The sequence below is a fragment of the Spirosoma spitsbergense DSM 19989 genome (assembly GCF_000374085.1).
Classification (GTDB): domain Bacteria; phylum Bacteroidota; class Bacteroidia; order Cytophagales; family Spirosomataceae; genus Spirosoma; species Spirosoma spitsbergense.
In genome coordinates this window covers 1-19,856 of the sequence record NZ_KB893605.1, presented here as the reverse complement: position 1 = coordinate 19,856, position 19,856 = coordinate 1, and the positions used below count along the sequence as shown (strand labels likewise).

Below are 19,856 nucleotides of genomic sequence, written 5' to 3'. Positions count from 1 at the left end.
GGCAAAGGGTAAAAATTACTTTTTTATTCTTTGTTCGATGTACCCTTTTTCACCCCCTATGCAACAAGTACGGTGTCTGTCTGTGCTGGTTTTACTGCTTCTGGCCGGTCCTGTAGTGTTTGCGCAACGCACATTTACAAACCCCGTCAAAAACTCCGGTCCCGACCCCTGGGTATTTCAGAAAGACGGCTGGTATTATTACATGAACACCACCGGCCGGAACCTGACCCTCTGGAAAACCCGGAACATGGCTGACCTGGCCAACGCCGAAAGCAAAGTCATCTATACGCCCCCTCCCGGCCAGCCTTATTCCAAAGAATTATGGGCACCCGAAATTCACAACTTTAATAATCGCTGGTACATCTACTTCTCTGCCGATTCGCTTAATAACCTGTCGCACCGGGTTTGGGTCATCGAAAACCCATCGCCCGATCCGATGCAGGACGAGTGGGCCATGAAAGGAAAGGTTGGCGACAAAGACGATCACTGGGAAATTGATATGTCGGTCATTGAGTACAAGGGCCAGTTGTATGCTACCTGGTCGGGTTGGGAGGGTAAAACCAACGGTCGGCAGGATATTTACATCGCCCGGCTTAAAAACCCCTGGACTCTGGACGGTGAGCGGGTCAAAATTTCACAGCCCAACCAACCCTGGGAACTGCATGGCGATGTGCCGCAGGCGTGGCAGAAGAATGGTGAAGTACCTAAAATCTATGTCAACGAAGGACCGGAGTTCCTGGCCCATAACGATAACCTGTTCATTGTGTATTCGGCCAATGCCTGCTGGCTCGACTACAGTATGGGCTTGCTGACGTATACCGGAAAAGGTGACTTGCTCGATGCAAAAAACTGGATCAAGCACAATGGCCCCGTGTTTAGTCAGTCACCAGAAAACGAGGTGTGGGCACCCGGTCATGGTGGATTCTTTCGGGACAGAGCTGGGCAGGACTGGATGATCTACCACGCTAATCCATCCGCCACGGATGGCTGCGGCAACAAACGGGCACCCTATATTCAGCCCTTTACGTGGCATGCCGACGGTTCACCCAATTTCGGTAAACCAGCCCCCAAAAAGCCCATGCCCGTACCCGTAGGAGAGTAACAATGCTACCTGAATACAACCGAATCCTTTTCACATAACTCGCTGCAATCGCTTACTTATGAACCGATTCTTTTTTTTCGTACTCCTTTTTATCTCCACCCTGACGCTGGCGCAGCAACAGGATGCGCCCGGCCGCTGGTCGGCGACTAAAGCCAACGCCTGGTATGCCAAAGAGCCGTTTCTGGTGGGTGCCAATTACGCTCCTGCCAATGCCATCAATGAACTGGAAATGTTTCAGGCCGCCACGTTCGATCCCGCTATTATCGATAAAGAACTGGCCATGGCCGAAAGCATCGGTATGAATACCATGCGCGTATTTCTGCACGACTTGCTCTGGCAGGACCCGGCCGGTTTCACCAGGCGGATGGACCAGTTCCTGACCATCTGCGCCAAACATAAAATCCGGCCCATGCTGGTGTTGTTCGATTCGTGCTGGGACCCGATGCCCAGACTCGGTACGCAGCACGAACCCGTACCGGGCTACCATAACTCTGGCTGGCTGCAAAGCCCCGGTGCCGAAGCCCTGTCGGATGTGTCGCAGTACCCCCGGCTGGAAACGTACGTGAAGGGCGTGGTTAACGCGTTCAAAAACGACAACCGTATTTTGTGCTGGGATGTCTGGAACGAACCCGACAATGCCAACGACAACAGCTATGGTCAGAATCACACCATCAAAACAGAATTACCCAAAGCCCGGAAAATAGCCATTATTACCAACCTGCTGCCCTACGTTTTTCAGTGGGCACGGGCAGCGGGGGCCTCTCAGCCGCTGACATCGGGGGTGTGGATTTACCGCACGCCGGAGGATTGGAAAAATCCGGCCAAGTGGAGTGCCATGGAAACCGTGCAGTTCAATAATTCGGATATTATCACCTTTCACCAGTACTCAACGGCCGATGCGCTGACCAGCGTGATACCCGCCCTGAAATCCTTCGGGCGGCCCGTTATCTGCACGGAGTACATGGCGCGGGGCGTGGATAGTAAGTTTCAGACGCACCTGCCCATTGCCAAAGCCGCGAAAGTGGGTATGATCAACTGGGGTTTCGTGGCGGGAAAAACCCAGACGTTTCTGCCCTGGGATAGCTGGCAGAAACCCTACGTCAACGGACGCGAACCGGCCATCTGGTTTCACGAAGTATTCAAGCAGGACGGCACCCCCGTCGACCCGGCCGAAGTAGCCGCTATCAAGCAGGCCACCGGGAAATAAGTAGCGGGGTATCCACTGATTTTGGTTTCGATTTGGCTGCCAGCGAATCGTTTGGCAATTTTACTGCCATTATCCAACTCAGTGTATGTCTGAACAGTCGCGAAGAACGTTCATCAAAACCAGCGTAGCAGTCGGACTAAGTGCCAGCCTGCCCGCTTTTACCAATGCCCCCAAAACTATGTTCGTACACCACGTTTTCTTTTACCTGAAAAATGCCGACAGTGCGGCCGATAAAGCCAAATTGCTGGAAGGCCTGAATAGGCTGGCCAAATGCCCAACCATCAAACTGGTTCACATTGGCGAACCGGCCAGTACTAACCGCGCCGTTATCGAGCGTACGTACGCCTATTCCTGGCTATGTTTCTTCGACAGCCCCGCAGATGAAGAGGCTTACCAGAAAGATCCCATCCACGACGATTTCCGGAATAATTACGCCACGCTGTGGGAGAAAGTAGTTATCTATGACTCCATCGGCCCAAAACGGTAAAAGCCTTCCGGGTTAGTCGAAAGAGCCTGCGTCTACTCAGATGCAGGCTTTTTGGGGCTTTACTTTGCTACTTAATCCGCTGATTGTATGAAATACCTGCTTATACTGCTGACCCTAACGTATACCTCCTTCGCGCAAGTCTACACACCTCAGCCCGTTACCGGACTGCTGGGCGCGTTTGCTGCGGAGGTTTCGCTGGTAAAACAATCGCTGGAAGACCCCAAAACGGTACTGATTGAGGGCATTCCGTTTACAACGGGGCTTATTGGTAACCAGCGCGTAGTGGTTGCCGAAACAGGTATTGGCAAAGTAAACGCGGCCATGACAACTGCCCTGCTGCTCAGTCATTTTCATCCCCGGCAGGTATTGTTTACCGGTATTGCCGGTGGTACCAATCCCGCCCTTCAGCCGGGCGATATTGTCATAGCCCGCCAGACGGTTCATCATGACTACCAATACATTACCTTTGAGAAGCAGCCATCCATTGAGACGCGCAACGCGGTAACGGGCGAAAAAAACCCAGCCTATTTTAAAGCCGACTCCGTTATGTTGGCCCGAGCTCAGGCCGTAGCCCGCTCGGTTATGTTCGATCCTATTCCCGGCACGTCTCGCCCACCGTCTGTCCTAACGGGTACAGTCGTTACGGGGGATCAGTTTATCTCGTCGGCCCAAAAAGTGGCGGAGTTACGACAAACGTTCAATGCCGACGCTACCGAGATGGAGGGAGCCGCTGTGGCACAGGTTTGCTACCAGATGCAAGTACCTCACCTTGTCATTAGAAGTCTGAGTGACCGGGCCGACGCCAATGCCCGAACTGACATGCTGTCGTTTTACCAGACGGCCGCCCGCAACTCGGCCAGGTTAGTACTGGCTTTGGTAAAAGGCCTGTAAGCTACGGTACCCACTGATTTTTTTAGACCCACCCGTTAGCGTGGTGGTTTTGACAACCGGGGCCCTTGTTTAACCTGAACAGAATCCGCTGCGGATGCACTGATTTTACCTCTCGTGAACGAAATGACCGCCCCAATCAGCACCAGACCGGCCATCACCAGATACGCATAGTGCATACCGAGCAGTTGGGCCGGTGCGGCTTCGGGCGTTACGCCGTTGGCTAGCGCGTACCGGTTGCGGGTGCTGTACCAGACGGCCGCAGCCAGGGCAATACCCGTCACCAGGCCCAGGTTTCGCATGAACGCAATGATGCTGCTGGCAATGCCGCGCTGCGCCAATGGTGCCGCGTTGAGAGCCGTGCTGCTGTTGGGCGATTGGAACAGGCCGAAGCCTAAACTAATCAGCGCACTGCGCCAGACAACCTCTTTCCAGTCCCAGGTGCTGTTCAGAAACGAAAACGCGAAGTAGCCACAGGCCGTAATCAGCAGACCCGTAGTGGAGAGCCAGCGGGTCTCGATTTTATCGGACAGGTAACCGCCTATGGGCGCAACGACACTCAGCGTAAGCGGCCCGGCCAGCAGGACTAATCCCGCCGTTTCGGGCGGGAGACCAAGCAATTGCTGCAGAAAAAAGGGAATCACGAACAGGTTGGCGCCCGAAGCAATGAACCCGCAAAAGGCGGCAAGAATGGCCGACGTATATGGCTTGACCCGAAACAGGCTCAACTGGAGCATCGGCTCCCGAACGCGCTTCTCCCAAATCAGGAAGAATAGCAGCAGTAAGGCCCCGACAGTCAACAGGCTGATAACAACCGTACTGTCCCAGCCGTAGCGGGGTTCGGACCCGAAATCCAGCCCCGTCAACAGCGAGACCACACCCAGCAGGAATAACCCGGCTCCCAACAGGTCGAAGCGTTTTTGTTCTACTCTCGTGCTTTTGGGCAATACGAGCCATGCCCGCCAGATGGCGAGTAGTCCGATGGGTACATTGACAAAAAAAATGCTCGTCCAGCCAAACTTCCCCAGTAACAATCCGCCCACAACGGGGCCGGTGCTGGCTCCGGCGGCTACTACTGTCCCCATCAATCCCAGCGCCTTTCCACGCTCTCTTGGGGCAAAAGCATCACTGATAATGGCTGGGCCAATGGCGAAAATCATGGAAGCGCCCAGCCCCTGCACCACCCGAAACGCAACCAGCGACCAAAGGCTCCAGGCCAGTCCGCACAGCAGCGAACCCAGTACAAACACCCCGAAACCCGTGATGTATAGTCGTCGGCGACCAACCCAGTCCGATAATTTCCCCATGATAAGGAGCGTACTGGTGGTAGTAAGGAGGTAACAAAGCACAATCCATTCTACCCGGTCACCGGCGTTCAGTTCGCGCCGGATGGTGGGCAGGGCAATGTTGACGATACTGCTATCGAGGGTAGACATGAAGGTGCCAAACATGACAGTAGCCAGCACCATCCATTTGTTGGGTAGCGACGTAGTCTCGGCAGGAGGGGATATAGACACAGGCAGGAAGCATTGCTTTTGAAGGTAACCGGTAAAAGGTACCCCTTGTTCCGGTGATGAGAGCCGAAAAAGGATAACAATCGCACTGTTGATACCCGTCGTTTCGGAGCCAGGCTGTGTCACTCCCTGGCGTTGTCATGCGCACGGGTGCCGGAAGCGTTGTATGGTAAGAACGACAAAATTCCGTACCTTGATGTTTCTTTATCAAGCTGACTTTCCTAAACCAGAACCGATGAAATACTACTTGATTGTTGTGATTACGACCCTGTCTGTTAGCCTAGGCTGGTCGCAAACCGACGTGCAGAAACGCTATCAGACCCAGCTCATCATGGTTGATGATGGTGGAACCGTTACGCTGGACCAGGGTACTTTTACGTTTTCCGGGAGTTTGTCTTTGCAGGATAAAAAGAAAATTACTATCCGGGGAAAAGGCATTGATAAAACGATTCTCAGTTTTAAAGGACAAACTGATGGAGCCGAAGGACTACGGGTATCCAATGCCGAGAATATTATCATTGAAGACCTGACTATTCAGGATAGCAAAGGGGACGGTATCAAGACGATGAACGTGAAAGGCATCACGTTTCGCAACGTAAAAGTAGAATGGACCGGGCCGCCAAAGGCCGAAAATGGCGGCTATGGACTCTATCCCGTCCAGTGCGACAACGTGGTTATCGACAACTGCATCGCCATCGGGGCGTCCGACGCGGGTATTTACGTAGGGCAGTCGCGGGGGATTGTCGTTAAAAACAGCAAAGCCTACCACAACGTGGCGGGCATCGAAATTGAGAACTCCCGCAACGCCGAGGTGTTCGATAACGAAGCCTACGAGAATACGGGGGGGATTCTGGTATTTGACCTGCCCGACCTGGTGCAGAAACAGGGCGGTAATGTCAGGGTGTACAACAACTACGTTCACGATAATAACCTGCCCAACTTTGCACCGGAAGGCAACATCGTGGCGGGCGTATCGGATGGCACCGGACTGCTGATTCTGGCGGCCAGCAATGTAGAGGTGTTCAACAACCGGTTCATTAACAACCAGAGCGTAGGAACAGGAATCATCAGCTACCTGCTCACCGAACGCCCCATCACCGATAAGGGCTATTATCCTTTCTCGACCGGCATTTCCATTCACGACAACGTGTACGAACGCAAGGCCGGGCCACCCACCACGCGGGGACGTTTCGGCAAAATGTTTCACTCGGTGCTGAAGTTCAATCAGGATATTCCGCACATTCTGTACGATGGTATTGCCGACCCGGCCACGCTGGATAAGAACGGGAATATGCCAGCCGATAAACGTATTTGTATCCGTAACAACAAAAATCAAAGTATCGCCAACCTCGATGCCGCGCAGGGTTTCAAAAATGTTTCGCGCGATGCCGCCCCCTTTGATTGTCAATTAGAACCCGTAAAAATAACCGTTGGTAATGGCCGGTAAGATAGGTATGCGTAAGGCTGTCTTTTATGGTTTGATGGCTACTGTCGTCTGGCTTACGTTAGCCAGTTGGCGGACGGATGCCGTGCCCAATAAACTCTCGGACTATGGTTTTTTTGCCGGTAATCCCGCTCTGCAGAAACCCGTGGCCGGGGTAGTGCCCTATGCGCTGAATACGCCCCTATTTTCGGATTATGCCGAAAAACTTCGCTTTGTCAAACTGCCCGATGGGCAACCCGTTGCCTACAACGATTCGGCGGTACTGGATTTCCCGGTGGGTACTACGCTCATCAAAACGTTCTACTTCCCCAACGATTTTCGCGACCCGGCCAAAGGGCGACGGTTGGTGGAAACCCGGTTGCTGCTCCATCAGCCGGCAGGCTGGAAAGCCTTCGACTACGTCTGGAATGACGAACAGACCGATGCGATGCTGGAAGTAGCGGGCGATACCAAGCCGGTTCAATTCGTTGATAACAAAGGGCAAATTCATCAGCAGAATTACGTTATCCCGAATCTGAATCAGTGCAAAGGATGCCATAACCGCAATGAAGTGATGACACCCATCGGTCCCTCGGTACGGCAACTGAACGGCAACCTTACCTACGGCGGGACGGCGAAAGCTACGCCCGAAAATCAGCTAACGTACTGGAAACAGGAGCGTATGCTAGCCGGTATGCCCCCGTTAGCCGACTGCCCCAAAGCACCCGTCTGGAACAATCCCGAAACGGGTTCACTCAACGACCGGGCGCGCATCTGGCTCGACATCAACTGCGCCCACTGCCACAATCCAAAAGGCCCCGCCATGACCTCAGGGCTGAACCTCCGTGCTTCCGAAACGGACCTCACTGCGCTGGGCATTCTAAAAACGCCCGTGGCCGCCGGACGCGGTTCGGGCGGACATTCGTTCGATGTTGTACCCGGCAAACCCGACGAATCCATTCTGATTTATCGGCTGCAGTCGACGGACCCCGGCGAAATGATGCCTGAACTGGGCCGGAAAACGGTGCAAACGGAAAGTCTGGCGTTGTTACAGGAGTGGATTAAGGCGATGAAGTAACGTTCCGCCCCACCCCAACCCCTCCCTACCGGGGAGGGGTTGAGGTGAATTATAAATTACTTTTGCTGAACCTATGACAAACGACAATCCCGCATTTCATAAACTATCCCGCCGTACGTTCTCCACCGGTCTGTTTGCGGCAACTGTGCTCAGCCATGACGTTGTAAAAGCCGCCGGTTCGCTCCTGAATCCAGCCGCTACGCGGACGGATAAGCTCGTTATCTATCAGGTTTTTACGCGTCTGTTCGGGAATCAGAACAGCACCAATAAATCCTGGGGTACCCGCGACGAAAATGGCGTCGGGAAGTTTAACGATATTACGGACAAAGCCTTACTGGCGTTAAAGAAGTTCGGGATTTCGCACGTCTGGTACACGGGCATTCTGGAACATGCCCTCATGACCGATTACTCGGCCAACGGCATCCGAAAAGATAATCCGATGGTGGTGAAGGGCCGGGCCGGGTCGCCGTACGCCATCAAGGATTATTACGATGTCGACCCGGACCTGGCTGTTGATGTCAACAACCGGATGCAGGAATTTGACGCCCTGCTGAAACGTACCCACGCCAATGGGCTGAAGGTCATCATTGATTTTATCCCGAACCACCTTGCCCGCGAGTATCATTCCGATGCCAAACCCGCCGGGGTGGTCGATATGGGACAGCATGACGATAAGACCACAACCTTCAATCCGCAAAACAACTTTTACTATCTTCCGAACGAGCCATTTCAGGTGCCCGACGGTGTTTCGCTGCCTCCTGATGTACCGATAGAGCCCTACGTCGAGAACCCGGCCAAAGCGACTGGGAACGACGTATTCAAGGCCCAGCCAAGTGTTGATGACTGGTACGAAACGGTGAAACTCAACTACGGGATCGATTACCAGAACAACCGGCGGCAGTACTTCGATCCCATTCCGTCTACCTGGCGGAGAATGCGGGATATCCTGCTGTTCTGGGCCAAAAAAGGGGTGGACGGTTTCCGCTGCGACATGGCCGAGATGGTACCGGTGGAATTTTGGGAATGGGCCATTCCGCAGGTGAAAGAAGCAAAACCATCGGTGATATTCATTGCCGAAATTTATAATCCGAAACAGTACAAAGCCTATATCCAGACCGGCAAATTCGATTACCTCTACGACAAGGTAGGGCTGTACGACGCCCTCCGGCGACTCATGGAAGGGAAAGGGACAACCGCCGATATTACAAATGTCTGGAAAAACGAGTCCGGCGACATTTCGGAACACATGCTGCGATTTCTGGAAAATCATGACGAGCAGCGCATTGCCTCCCGATTCTTCGCCAACGACCCCTGGGTGGCAGTACCGGCCATGACGCTGGCTGCAACGCTGCATACGGGGCCGATGATGCTGTACTTTGGTCAGGAGCTGGGCGTGAACCCTACGAAGGCCGAGGGCTTTCAGGGGAACGATGGGCGTACCACCATTTTTGATTACTGGGGTGTACCCGAATACCAGGCCTGGATAAATCAGGGACGATTCGATGGGGGGAAACTGACCGATAATCAGAAAAAAATACGGCAGTTTTATCAACAGCTTAACCAACTCGTTGGCTCTAGCGATGCCATCCGAACGGGCGGCTTTTATGATTTGCAGGAGGCCAATACAGCCAGTAAAGACTACAATCAGACGCGGGTATTCAGTTACCTGCGTTACTCGGATAAGCAAAAACTATTGATTGTCTGCAATTTTGATAAGCAGAAGTCTGTCAGGACATCGGTGAAAATATCCGACGAAGCCTGGCAGAAAATGAAACTGTCAGCTACTAAAACCTATTCGTTTACGGATATTTTTCGCACGAAAACTAAACGGACTGGTAACCGTATTGTACCCGTCGAATTGCCGCCATTGGGTGTGCTGGTGCTGGAGATTACGTAAATCTTTTTTGTCATTCCGCCGACAGGAGGAATCTCAAGTTGGTGGAATTGAGATTCCTCCTGTCGGCGGAATGACAAACATTGAAAGACAAAACCCGCATTATATTTTGAAGAATTTCAAACAGCTTTGCGCTTTCTAACAACCTGAAACCATGAAGTACACTTACCTCTCTCTTTTTCTTTTGGTAGCGTCATCGGCCTGTGCCCAAACGTCAGCCGTTCGTACCGTGCCGCACGTAACAAATTACCAGCCTCCCGTTTTTACGGATGCCGACCGGCTGAAAAAACTGGAAGCTGCTTTTCCTATCGTTGAGAAACTGTATCGGGAACGGGCCGAAAAATACCATTATCCCGGTACGGCCTTTGGTATCGTGGTGGACGGGAAACTGGTGTACTCGGGCGGGTTTGGGTACACTGATGTGGCTAAAAAGACTCCTGCTACTGCGAAGTCCCTGTTTCGGATTGCGTCCATGTCGAAAAGCATCACGGCGATGGCGATTCTGAAACTCCGGGATGCGGGCAAACTACGGCTCAATGACCCTGCCGAAACCTACATTCCCGAACTGAAATCGCATAAATACCTCGCGGCAGATGCGCCCCGAATCACTGTGCGTAACCTGATGACGCACTCCGCTGGCTTTCCCGAAGACAACCCCTGGGGCGACCGGCAACTGGCCGATTCGGATGCTGATTTAATCAACCTCATCAAGGGTGGTATTTCAAACGCCAATGTTCCCTCGTTCGCCTACGAATACAGCAATCTCGCTTTTGCCATGCTCGGTCATATCATCACGGTGGTGTCGGGCAAACCGTATCAGCAGTACATTACCGAAACCATCCTGAAACCGCTGGGTATGAACGATACGAAGTGGGAATATACGCAGGTGCCGTTGGAGAAACTGGCTCTCGGCTACCGCTGGCTGGATGATACCTGGGTAGAAGAACCGCTGCTGCACGATGGATCTTACGGGGCAATGGGCGGCCTGATTACGTCCATTGAGGATTTCAGTAAGTATGTCGCGCTGCACGAAGCGGCCTGGCCCCCGCGAGATGACGCGGATAACGGGCCCATCAAACGAAGCTCCATTCGTGAAATGGCGCAGCCCTGGACGTTTTCGGGTTTGTTTGCCCAGTCGAAAAACCCGGCAGGGCAGATTTGCCCGACGGCCAGCGGCTACGGCTACGGACTGGGCTGGAGTCAGAATTGTGCTGGTATCGTTAGCGTAGGGCATAGTGGCGGTTTACCCGGTTTCGGGAGTCAATGGCGGATTTTACCCGAGTACGGTATTGGTGTTATTTCTTATGCCAACCTGACCTACGCCGGGATGGGGTCGGTGAACTCGGCGGTGCTGGATACACTGGTGGCCATTGGGAAACTCCAGCCCCGTCAATTGCCGGTATCACCCATACTGGCCCAGCGAAAAGCGGAACTCCTGAAACTACTGCCCGACTGGAAAAACGCGGAACAAAGCGGTATTTTCGCGGAGAATTTCTTTCCTGATAAATCCCTCGACTTTCGCCGGAAAGCGGTTCAGGCGTTGTACGCTAAAGCCGGAACTATCCGGAAAGTCGGCGAACTTATCCCGGAAAATCAGTTGCGGGGGCATTTTCTGATGGAAGGAGAGAAGGCTAACATCGATGTTTTTTTTACCCTGACCCCCGAAAACCCAGCACTCATTCAGCAACTGGATTTTCGGGAGGTAAGCAAATAAGTACATGAGCACAGTCATTTCAATCGCTTCTGAAGCGGACATCCCAGCACTAGGCGCCCTGGTAAATGGAGCTTACCGGGGCGAAAGCTCCCGAAAAGGCTGGACCACCGAAGCCGACTTGCTGGATGGTATCCGAACCGATGAGACCGGACTGAAGGCTATGCTGCAAAACCCCACCGAAACGATTCTGAAATATGAGGATGCGGGCCATTTAGTGGGTTGCGTTGCGCTGGAAAAGAAAGGAACGGAATTATACCTCGGTATGCTCACCGTGTTGCCCGAAGCGCAGACCGCAGGCATTGGGAAAAAGTTATTGACAGCCGCCGAAAAACTGGCGCAGGAGCAACAATGCCAGACCATTACGATTACCGTTATTACGGCCCGGCACGAACTGATTGCCTGGTATGAACGACGTGGATTTAGGGCCACCGGCGAAAAAAAACCGTTTCCTGACGACCCCCGTTTTGGATTGCCTAAACAGAAGCTGGAGTTTATCGTTATGAAAAGAGAATTGAACGAACAGGCAGATGGCAGGAGATAAGTGCTTTTTTAAACACACTTATTTTCACCTTTCCTGGTAATCTATCCCTAAACACGGGTGAAAAGGGACTATATTACGCCAGTGAAGGTTTATCCCGTTTTGCGTTTGCCAATTTAACGCTTTAATTTCACCACCTTAAATTGCAACTGATACCACTAGTTATATGACATCCTTCAAACGAGTCTTGATTGCCGAAGATAGCTCCGTTATCCAGAATCTGGCCCGCAAAATTCTTGAGTTTCAGAATTATGAGATTACCGCCGTCAAAAATGGCGAACAAGTCTTGCAAATTCTTGAAAAAGAAGACTTTAACATTCTGTTGTTAGATATCAACATGCCGTTGATGGATGGCATGGAGTGCGTTCGACGCGTTCGGGCTTTGTCAGATGCCGAGAAAGCCAACGTACCCATTGTGGCCATTACCGGCAACGCCAAGAATTACACCGAAGAAGAGTTTAAAACCGCCGGTTTTAACGATGTACTCGTAAAGCCACTCAATTTTGACCGCCTGGTTGAAGTTGTTAACCAGTTGACCGATAATTAAAGTAGTTAGGAGTTAGGAGCGAGTACGCAGGAGTTGCTGGCGCATCGCTCTTACGTACTCGCTCCTAACTCCTAACTACTACCACTTCATGCTTATCACTCTCCTGGGTACAGGTACATCGTCTGGTGTGCCGCTGATCGGGTGTACCTGCGAGGTATGCCAGTCCGTTGATTTTCGGGATAAGCGACTTCGGACATCGGCTCATATTGCCGTAGATGGCAGGAGTTTTATCATCGATACCGGCCCTGACTTTCGGCAGCAGGTACTCCGGCTCAACCTTCGGCAACTCGATGCCGTCTTTTTTACCCACGAACATAAAGATCACACGGCGGGGCTTGATGAAGTAAGAGCCTACAATTTCCTGTCGGGAAGGGACATGCCTGTATACGGGCGGCCAACGGTTCTGGCTCAGTTGAAGCGTGAATTTGCCTATATTTTTGCTGACCAGAAGTATCCGGGCATCCCCAACATACAGGTACACGAAATCAATAACGAACCAGTTGATGTACTGGGTGTTCGGGTAATACCCATTGAGGTAATGCACCATAAACTCCCCGTTTATGGCTACCGGATTGGTAATTTCACGTACCTCACTGACCTCAATTATATTTCCGACGAAGAACTGGAAAAAGTACAGGGTACCGAAGTTCTGGTGCTGGATGCGCTGCAACGGAATGATCATCCGTCCCACTTCACCCTCGACCAGGCCATAGCACTCGCTAATCGGGTGGGTGCCCGCCAAACATATTTCATTCACATCAGCCACAAGCTCGGGTTGCACCGCGATGTTGAAAAAGAATTACCGGCCCACATCCGGCTGGGCTACGATGGGTTGCAAATTCGGCTATAAGGGCTGATTGCCGGGTAAACCAATCGTTTCAACGCATCGTTATCAGGTACAACTCCAACCGTTCGATGCCCGTCTTAGTCAAACCTACTCGTCTATTTTCAGATACCCTCCTGGAATCGTATCGCCAGCAGGGCGATGCACCCGCCGACGCCGTCATTACGGCGGTCGTTGATGCCGATGGCCCCACCGGATTACGCTTGCTGATGCGCTGGCTGGCCGATACGGCTGATTTTAAGGCCGCAGAACAGCACCCGGCCGTGCAGGATTTTTTTGTTCAATACGCCAGTATGCCAGCCTGGGCCGAAGCCGACAGGATGCAGCGGGGGATGGAATTTTTCAAAAAGAACGCTCAGAAAATTGGTCTGACGCTGGGTTTGTTCTCCCTGCCTTATACGTATCTGGGCGCCAACGGAGCGCAGGTACTGTGGATAACCGAACGTATCAAAAATGACACGGCCCGCCGGTTACAGGAAACGGGCGAGTGGGTGTTTGCCGTTCATAATCCCAAAGAGTGGCGTACCGGCACGGGTACCGCCATCGCGCGAACCCTGAAAATCAGGCTGATTCACGCCGGTGCGCGTTGGTTTTCCCTGCATTCGGGTAGATGGAATGATGCATGGGGTCACCCCGTCAATCAGGAAGATATGGCCGGAACGAACATCGCCTTCTCCTACATTGTGCTGCTGGGGCTTCGGAAAGCGGACGTATCGCTGACGGAAAAAGAGGAAGAGGATTACCTGCACCTTACGGGTGTAATCAACTCGCTGATTGGCGTGGCCGATGCGTTGCTCCCCCAGAATATGCGGGAAGCGTACACGTTGAACAAGGCCATTGCCCGGCGTCAGTTTGCTACGTCCGAAGCGGGTATCGGACTAACGCGGTCGCTGCTGAATGCCATCGGCGACGTATCCGTACAGGCCGGGCGTGGTGTGGCCATACCCGAAACAGCCCGGAACCTCGCGGCTGGTGAAATGCGTTTCTTCCTGGGCGACGAATACGCCGATTGGCTGGGCATTCCTAAAGTGCCGGTCGAAAAGCGATTGGCGGGTCTGATCAGTCGGCTGCCTATTTTTCCTGGTTTTAATTGAGGTTCCTGCCGGGCCGATTACCACCCCCAACCCCCTCCTAAAACAGGAGGGGGCTCCCCAGCGGGGTTCCCTTTCTAAAGCCCCCTCCTGTTTTAGGAGGGGGTTGGGGGTGGTGGGTTCATCATTACTTCAACGTTTATTTCGTTCAAATCAGTAAATCTGGTCTTGCGGGGCTACCGCAAACTAAACACCAAAATTTTGCTTCATTCAGAACCCATTGCTGCATTAGCCACCGCACCGGGCATTGGTGCCATTGCCGTTATCCGCGTATCGGGCGACGGTGCTATCGACCGGACGCAGCGTTTTTTCAAAGGGAAAAATCTTACCCGTCAGGATAGCCACACGGCCCATTTTGGCACCCTTCGTAACCAGGATAACAGCATCATCGACGAAGTGCTGATCACGGTTTTTCGGGCACCGAAGTCGTTCACCAAAGAGGATGTTGTCGAAATTTCCTGCCACGGGTCGGAGTTTATTATCCAGCAGATTCTGCGCCGGTTGATGCAGGAGGGTGTGCGGCTGGCTCTGCCGGGCGAGTTCACGCAGCGGGCTTTCCTGAACGGCCAGTTCGATCTGGTACAAGCCGAAGCCGTTGCTGACCTGATTGCATCCGACTCAGACGCCAGCCATCGGGCGGCCCTGACTCAGTTGCGGGGTGGTTTCTCCCGGCAACTGAAAGAGCTTCGTCAGCAACTCATTGATTTTGTGGCGTTGGTTGAATTAGAACTTGATTTTGGGGAGGAAGACGTGGAGTTTGCCCACCGCGATCGGCTCCGGCAACTGATGCTTGATATTCGGCGGATACTGCATCCCCTAATCGACTCCTTCTCGACCGGCAACGCCATCAAAAACGGCGTTCCGACGGTGATTGTCGGTAAGCCCAACGCCGGTAAATCGACCCTGCTGAATGCCCTGCTGAATGAAGAAAAAGCCATCGTGTCCGATATTCCCGGCACCACCCGCGATGTGATTGAAGACGAACTGTTTCTGGACGGTATCCGCTTCCGGCTCATCGATACCGCCGGATTACGGGAGGCCACCGACCATATTGAGGCCATCGGCATCGAGCGAACGCAGCAGAAAATGCGCGATGCCTCCCTGGTCGTTTACCTGTTCGATGGCAAGAATGTCCAGCCCGATGAACTACAACTGGCTGTCGATGTGGTGCGCGCATCCGGTAAACCATATCTGCTGGTGGGTAATAAACTGGATGCAATTACCGACAACACCCGTCAGGCACTGGAGGACATACTGGGTGAAAAAGTTGTCTGGATTTCGGCGGCTAAGCAAACCCATCTGGAGGAATTGAAAACTGCGCTCTCGTCCCGCGTTCGTACCGATGCTGCCGTACAGACGGGTAGTGCCGTAGTGACCAATGCCCGCCATTACAACCACCTCACCGGTACTGATGAAGCCCTGGCCCGCGCCATCAACGGCCTCGACTCGGGCGTCACCCCCGACTGGCTGGCGATGGATTTACGGGTAGCGTTGCAGCATTTGGGTGAGTTGACGGGACAGATTACAACGGATGACTTGCTGGAGTCGATATTTAGTAAGTTCTGTATCGGAAAGTAAGGGGGCTTGTTATTACCACCCCCAACCCCCTCCTAAAACAGGAGGGGGCTAAAAGGAAGAGCCCGCTGGGTAGCCTCCTCCTGTTTTAGGAGGGGGTTGGGGGTGGTTTTCCAAGTACTCCCAGTACCACCCGAAACGTACGTTTCCAACCGACTGCTAACAACATTTTATCGTCCTCCGCCCGCCGGTTGCTCTCCTCTCCTTATATTGCTTTCCTTTTTTAAACCCGTATAATCTCATAAACGGGTCAGTTACTCATTGTCAGCTAACTACCCGTTTTTCACCCACGCTACCCCATGACCCAAAAACTCTCCCTCTCCAAACTCGAACAACTGCTGCTGAAAGCCTGCGATATTCTGCGGGGCAACATGGACGCGTCGGAGTTTAAAGAACATATTTTCGGGGTGCTCTTCCTGAAGCGGCTCAGTGATAAATTCCATTCCGACCGTACCCGGCTGGAACAGGAGTACCGTGCCAAAGGCTTGCCGGACGATCTGGTACAGATCCAGCTGGAAACGCCGTCCAAATACGATTTTTACGTGCCCGAACGCGCCCGCTGGGAGAACATCCGGCACCTGAAGAAGGACGTAGGGTCGATGCTGAACAAGGCGTTGGCCGAATTGGAAGAAGCTAACCCCAACACGCTGCAGGATGTACTGAAAAGCATCAACTACAACAAGAAGGTGGGGCAGAAAGCCCTCGAAGATGCTAAACTGGTGGAGTTTATCGAGCACTTTGAACACATTCCGCTACGCGATGAGGATTTTGAATTCCCGGACCTGATGGGGGCGGCTTATGAATACCTCATCAAGTACTTTGCCGATAGTGCCGGGAAGAAAGGGGGCGAGTTCTACACCCCCGCCGAAGTGGTAAACCTGCTCACCAACCTGATCGAACCGCAGGAGGGAATGGCCATCTACGACCCCACGGTGGGTTCGGGTGGTATGCTGATTCAGTCGCAGAGTTACGTGGCGCAGTCGGGTGGGAACACGCGGAATCTGGCCCTGTACGGGCAGGAGAGCAACGGTACGACCTGGTCCTTGTGCCGGATGAATATGCTGTTGCACGGCATCTATACCGCCGACATTCGGAATGAAGATACCATCAAGTCGCCGTTGCACCTGGGGGCGGATGGTGAACTGAAACGCTTCGACCGGGTGATTGCCAATCCGCCGTTTTCGCAGAACTACAGCACCAACGGCATGGAGCATAAGGACCGCTTTCAGGTGTTCATGCCCGAATCGGGGAAGAAGGGCGATTTCATGTTTGTGCAGCACATGATCAGCGTGCTGAAGTCGGACGGGAAGATGGCCGTGATTATGCCGCACGGGGTACTGTTTCGCGGGGGAGCCGAGAAGATGGCCCGCGAGTGGATGCTGAGTACCGGTAACTGCCTGCTCGAAGCCGTTATCGGCCTGCCTGCGGGGTTGTTTTACGGAACGGGTATTCCGGCCAGTGTGCTGGTGATCAACAAACAGGGCGCGGCTGACCGTACCGATGTGCTGTTTATCAACGCCGACCGCGAGTACCGGGAAGGGAAGAACCAGAACAAGCTGCGCCCGGAAGACATCGAGAAGATTGCCAACGTGTACCGCAACCAGCTCGAAGCGCCGAAGTATTCCCGCCGGGTGCCGCTCAGCGAACTGGCCGCTGAGGACTATAACCTCAACATCCGCCGGTACGTCGACAATGCCCCGGCGCCCGAACCGCAGGACGTGAAAGCGCACCTCAACGGGGGCATTCCCCTGCCAGAAGTGGAAGCACTACAGCCGTTTTTCAGCACCTACGCTGGTTGCCGGGAGCGGCTGTTTACGGACGACAAACCCGGTTATGGACAATTCACCGACCGGGTTGCCGCGAAGGAGCAGATCAAAGACCTGATCGAAACCAGCCCCGGTGTACTGCAAACCCACGCGGCCTATCACGCGGCCCTACAGGCGTGGTGGCAGCACCACCTGCCCGCCATCAAAGCCATCAACAGCCAACGGGCGGTGTTTGACCTGTACCGGCGCTTGCTGCCCGACATTACCGATACCCTGCAGCCCTTTGGTATGCTGGACTCGTTCAAGATCCGGGGGGCGTTTGCCGCGTTCTGGAACAACGAAACCATCCTGAGCGACCTGAAATCCGTAGCGGCCAGTGGTTGGGGTGCTGCCCTGATCCCCGACGAAGAAATCCTGCGCTCGCAGTTTGGCGACCTGCTCGACAAAAACGAACAGAATCAGGCTCGTATGGCGGAGTTGCAGGCGTTGTTTGAGGAAGCGGAAGGTGAGGACTACGACCCCGACGAAAGCGACAGCGGTGTTCTCTCTAAAGAAGCCCTGAAACAACTGAAAGCCGAAACCAAAACCGGCAAACGGGCCAAACAACCCACGACCTTATTTGACACCGACGACGATGTGCTGGTGATGGAACCCGCCCACCGCGTGGCGGCTGAGCGCGTTGCCCGTCATGATAAGCTGGTGAAGGAATTGAAAGACCTGAAGTTTGAAGCCAGGGCGATGGAGAAGCGCACTGCCGAACTGGTGGATGCCGCCCGGCTCAGTATTACCCCCGCCGAAGCCGAACAACTGATTCTGGCCCGCTGGGAACGTACCCTGTATGGCACCATCGACGGGTATCTGAAGCAGTACCGCCAGAGTTTTGTAGCCGCCGTGGAGAACCTGTACGGTAAATACAGCGTCACGCTGAAAAGCCTGTTGACCGAACGCGAAGCCGAAAATCAAGTGTTGAACCAGTTTTTGATGGAGTTGGGCTATGAGTGAGTGGAAAGTATATTCAATAGAACAGTTAGGGAGAGTTATTACAGGATATACGCCTGCTACAAATAATATGGATGGATGGGGAGGTCAAGTGCCATTTTATTCTCCTTCTGATTTTGGCGATAAAATTTATTGTAGTTCTACAGAAAGAACGGTTGCTCCCAAAAGTGTGGTCTTTAACAGGACAGTATTTCCTAATACAATCATGGTTACTTGTATAGGTAGTACTATTGGAAAAATGGCTATCGTGAAACATACGGGGATTACTAATCAGCAGATTAACGCTCTAATCTGTGACGAAGAGTTCAACTCGGTATTTACTTTCTACAACCTAAAATACAACATTCATAAGCTTTATGCTTTGCATGGAGCCACAGCCATTCCAATAGTTAATAAAAGTCAATTCAGCCGAATTTCTCTGCCATTTCCCCCTCTCCCCATCCAGCGCAAAATAGCCCGTATCCTCTCAACGATTGACGGGCAGATTGAAAAGACGGAGGCCATCATTGCCAAGTATCAGGCCGTGAAGCAGGGTATGTTGCAGGATCTATTCACCCGTGGCATCGATGTCAGCACCGGCCAGCTCCGCCCCCGCTACGAAGACGCCCCGGACTTGTATCAGGAGTCCCCGCTGGGCATGATTCCGAGGGAGTGGGAGGTAGTGAAATTGGGAGAATTAGCTACTATATCATCCGGCGTTACGCTGGGTAAAAAATATGAAGGGCCTGATACCGTTACACTGCCCTATTTGAGAGTAGCAAACGTACAAGATGGCTATTTAGACCTTTCTGAAATTACGTACATTACGATACCCAAAGGCCAAGTCGAAAAATGCTTATTAAGAGTCGGAGATGTGTTAATGAATGAAGGAGGAGACTTTGACAAACTTGGAAGAGGAACCATTTGGCGCGGAGAGATAACAGATTGAGACTGCTCGCTGAACTGTGTCAAGGCTGAGGGTGAATAGAAGGGAAAAAGAAAAATCCTTATTTTCACAATCATGACGGATACAACTAACGACTTCGATTTCGAGTCCTTCAAGCAGGCGGCCATCAAAGGCCTCTACGAAGGCAAACCCCTGACAGGCCAAAACGGCCTGTTCGCTCCCTTACTCAAGCACTTCCTGGAATCGGCCTTGGAAGGGGAAATGGATGGCCACCTGGTGCAGACCCGGCAGACCGAACAAAAC

Annotated in this window: 16 protein-coding genes and 1 pseudogene; 16 read left to right on the top strand and 1 reads right to left on the bottom strand. The window is 53.0% G+C overall.

Annotation, left to right across the window (positions count from 1 at the left end; translation table 11 throughout):
• Positions 1-58: 58 nt before the first annotated feature.
• The 4 genes from B157_RS0131435 (at position 59) to B157_RS0131420 (ending at position 3,687) form a co-directional block, all read left to right on the top strand.
• Positions 59-1,102: a glycoside hydrolase family 43 protein gene (locus tag B157_RS0131435; RefSeq protein ID WP_041952376.1), complete on the top strand. Its 1,044-nt coding sequence runs from the start codon at positions 59-61 to the stop codon at positions 1,100-1,102.
• A 58-nt stretch (positions 1,103-1,160) separates the two neighbouring features.
• Entirely contained in the window at positions 1,161-2,309 is a 1,149-nt protein-coding gene (locus tag B157_RS0131430; protein WP_020607272.1) for a glycoside hydrolase 5 family protein, read from the top strand.
• Positions 2,310-2,394: 85 nt separating this feature from the next.
• Positions 2,395-2,796: a Dabb family protein gene (locus tag B157_RS0131425; RefSeq protein ID WP_020607271.1), complete on the top strand. Its 402-nt coding sequence runs from the start codon at positions 2,395-2,397 to the stop codon at positions 2,794-2,796.
• An 87-nt stretch (positions 2,797-2,883) separates the two neighbouring features.
• The gene (locus B157_RS0131420; protein WP_020607270.1) at positions 2,884-3,687 is read left to right on the top strand and encodes a 5'-methylthioadenosine/adenosylhomocysteine nucleosidase; all 804 of its coding nucleotides are present in this window, start codon (positions 2,884-2,886) and stop codon (positions 3,685-3,687) included.
• Positions 3,688-3,722: 35 nt separating this feature from the next.
• Here the strand turns inward: B157_RS0131420 and B157_RS36405 are convergent, their stop codons facing one another.
• Positions 3,723-5,201: an MFS transporter gene (locus tag B157_RS36405; protein WP_245565372.1), complete on the bottom strand. Its 1,479-nt coding sequence runs from the start codon at positions 5,199-5,201 to the stop codon at positions 3,723-3,725.
• Between the two features lie 232 nt (positions 5,202-5,433).
• Here B157_RS36405 and B157_RS0131410 point away from each other — a divergent pair, with 232 nt between their 5' ends.
• From B157_RS0131410 to B157_RS0131355, 12 genes and pseudogenes are all read left to right on the top strand, one after another.
• The gene (locus tag B157_RS0131410) at positions 5,434-6,645 is read left to right on the top strand and encodes a parallel beta-helix domain-containing protein (RefSeq protein ID WP_020607268.1); all 1,212 of its coding nucleotides are present in this window, start codon (positions 5,434-5,436) and stop codon (positions 6,643-6,645) included.
• 7 nt (positions 6,646-6,652) lie between these two features.
• Complete coding sequence (locus B157_RS0131405) at positions 6,653-7,699, top strand: SO2930 family diheme c-type cytochrome (protein ID WP_245565370.1); 1,047 nt, start codon at positions 6,653-6,655, stop codon at positions 7,697-7,699.
• A gap of 73 nt (positions 7,700-7,772) precedes the next feature.
• Positions 7,773-9,596, top strand: a complete 1,824-nt coding sequence (locus tag B157_RS0131400) for an alpha-amylase family glycosyl hydrolase (RefSeq protein ID WP_020607266.1) — start codon at positions 7,773-7,775, stop codon at positions 9,594-9,596.
• Positions 9,597-9,747: 151 nt separating this feature from the next.
• A complete protein-coding gene (locus B157_RS0131395; protein ID WP_020607265.1) occupies positions 9,748-11,307 on the top strand; it encodes a serine hydrolase domain-containing protein in 1,560 nt (519 codons plus the stop codon).
• 4 nt (positions 11,308-11,311) lie between these two features.
• Entirely contained in the window at positions 11,312-11,848 is a 537-nt protein-coding gene (locus B157_RS0131390; protein WP_020607264.1) for a GNAT family N-acetyltransferase, read from the top strand.
• A 163-nt stretch (positions 11,849-12,011) separates the two neighbouring features.
• Positions 12,012-12,392, top strand: a complete 381-nt coding sequence (locus B157_RS0131385; protein ID WP_026309089.1) for a response regulator — start codon at positions 12,012-12,014, stop codon at positions 12,390-12,392.
• An 88-nt stretch (positions 12,393-12,480) separates the two neighbouring features.
• A complete protein-coding gene (locus B157_RS0131380; protein WP_020607262.1) occupies positions 12,481-13,242 on the top strand; it encodes an MBL fold metallo-hydrolase in 762 nt (253 codons plus the stop codon).
• A 65-nt stretch (positions 13,243-13,307) separates the two neighbouring features.
• The gene (locus B157_RS0131375) at positions 13,308-14,330 is read left to right on the top strand and encodes an oxygenase MpaB family protein (RefSeq protein ID WP_020607261.1); all 1,023 of its coding nucleotides are present in this window, start codon (positions 13,308-13,310) and stop codon (positions 14,328-14,330) included.
• 198 nt (positions 14,331-14,528) lie between these two features.
• A complete protein-coding gene (mnmE, locus tag B157_RS0131370) occupies positions 14,529-15,905 on the top strand; it encodes a tRNA uridine-5-carboxymethylaminomethyl(34) synthesis GTPase MnmE (protein WP_026309088.1) in 1,377 nt (458 codons plus the stop codon).
• 296 nt (positions 15,906-16,201) lie between these two features.
• A complete protein-coding gene (locus tag B157_RS0131365) occupies positions 16,202-18,670 on the top strand; it encodes a type I restriction-modification system subunit M (protein WP_020607259.1) in 2,469 nt (822 codons plus the stop codon).
• Positions 18,663-19,595 (top strand): restriction endonuclease subunit S, encoded by a 933-nt coding sequence (locus B157_RS37040; RefSeq protein WP_020607258.1) that lies wholly within the window; start codon positions 18,663-18,665, stop codon positions 19,593-19,595. The genes B157_RS0131365 and B157_RS37040 overlap by 8 nt, the downstream gene beginning before the upstream one ends.
• 72 nt (positions 19,596-19,667) lie before the next feature.
• A pseudogene (locus B157_RS0131355) lies at positions 19,668-19,856 on the top strand (IS256 family transposase); the annotation flags it as partial.

Excerpts from the sequence above, each read along its gene's own strand:
- B157_RS0131435 (WP_041952376.1), top strand. The coding sequence starts at position 59 with ATGCAACAAGTACGGTGTCTGTCTGTGCTGGTTTTACTGCTTCTGGCC.
- B157_RS0131430 (WP_020607272.1), top strand. The coding sequence starts at position 1,161 with ATGAACCGATTCTTTTTTTTCGTACTCCTTTTTATCTCCACCCTGACG.
- B157_RS0131425 (WP_020607271.1), top strand. The coding sequence starts at position 2,395 with ATGTCTGAACAGTCGCGAAGAACGTTCATCAAAACCAGCGTAGCAGTC.
- B157_RS0131420 (WP_020607270.1), top strand. The coding sequence starts at position 2,884 with ATGAAATACCTGCTTATACTGCTGACCCTAACGTATACCTCCTTCGCG.
- B157_RS0131410 (WP_020607268.1), top strand. The coding sequence starts at position 5,434 with ATGAAATACTACTTGATTGTTGTGATTACGACCCTGTCTGTTAGCCTA.
- B157_RS0131405 (WP_245565370.1), top strand. The coding sequence starts at position 6,653 with ATGCGTAAGGCTGTCTTTTATGGTTTGATGGCTACTGTCGTCTGGCTT.
- B157_RS0131400 (WP_020607266.1), top strand. The coding sequence starts at position 7,773 with ATGACAAACGACAATCCCGCATTTCATAAACTATCCCGCCGTACGTTC.
- B157_RS0131395 (WP_020607265.1), top strand. The coding sequence starts at position 9,748 with ATGAAGTACACTTACCTCTCTCTTTTTCTTTTGGTAGCGTCATCGGCC.
- B157_RS0131390 (WP_020607264.1), top strand. The coding sequence starts at position 11,312 with ATGAGCACAGTCATTTCAATCGCTTCTGAAGCGGACATCCCAGCACTA.
- B157_RS0131385 (WP_026309089.1), top strand. The coding sequence starts at position 12,012 with ATGACATCCTTCAAACGAGTCTTGATTGCCGAAGATAGCTCCGTTATC.
- B157_RS0131380 (WP_020607262.1), top strand. The coding sequence starts at position 12,481 with ATGCTTATCACTCTCCTGGGTACAGGTACATCGTCTGGTGTGCCGCTG.
- B157_RS0131375 (WP_020607261.1), top strand. The coding sequence starts at position 13,308 with ATGCCCGTCTTAGTCAAACCTACTCGTCTATTTTCAGATACCCTCCTG.
- B157_RS0131365 (WP_020607259.1), top strand. The coding sequence starts at position 16,202 with ATGACCCAAAAACTCTCCCTCTCCAAACTCGAACAACTGCTGCTGAAA.
- B157_RS37040 (WP_020607258.1), top strand. The coding sequence starts at position 18,663 with ATGAGTGAGTGGAAAGTATATTCAATAGAACAGTTAGGGAGAGTTATT.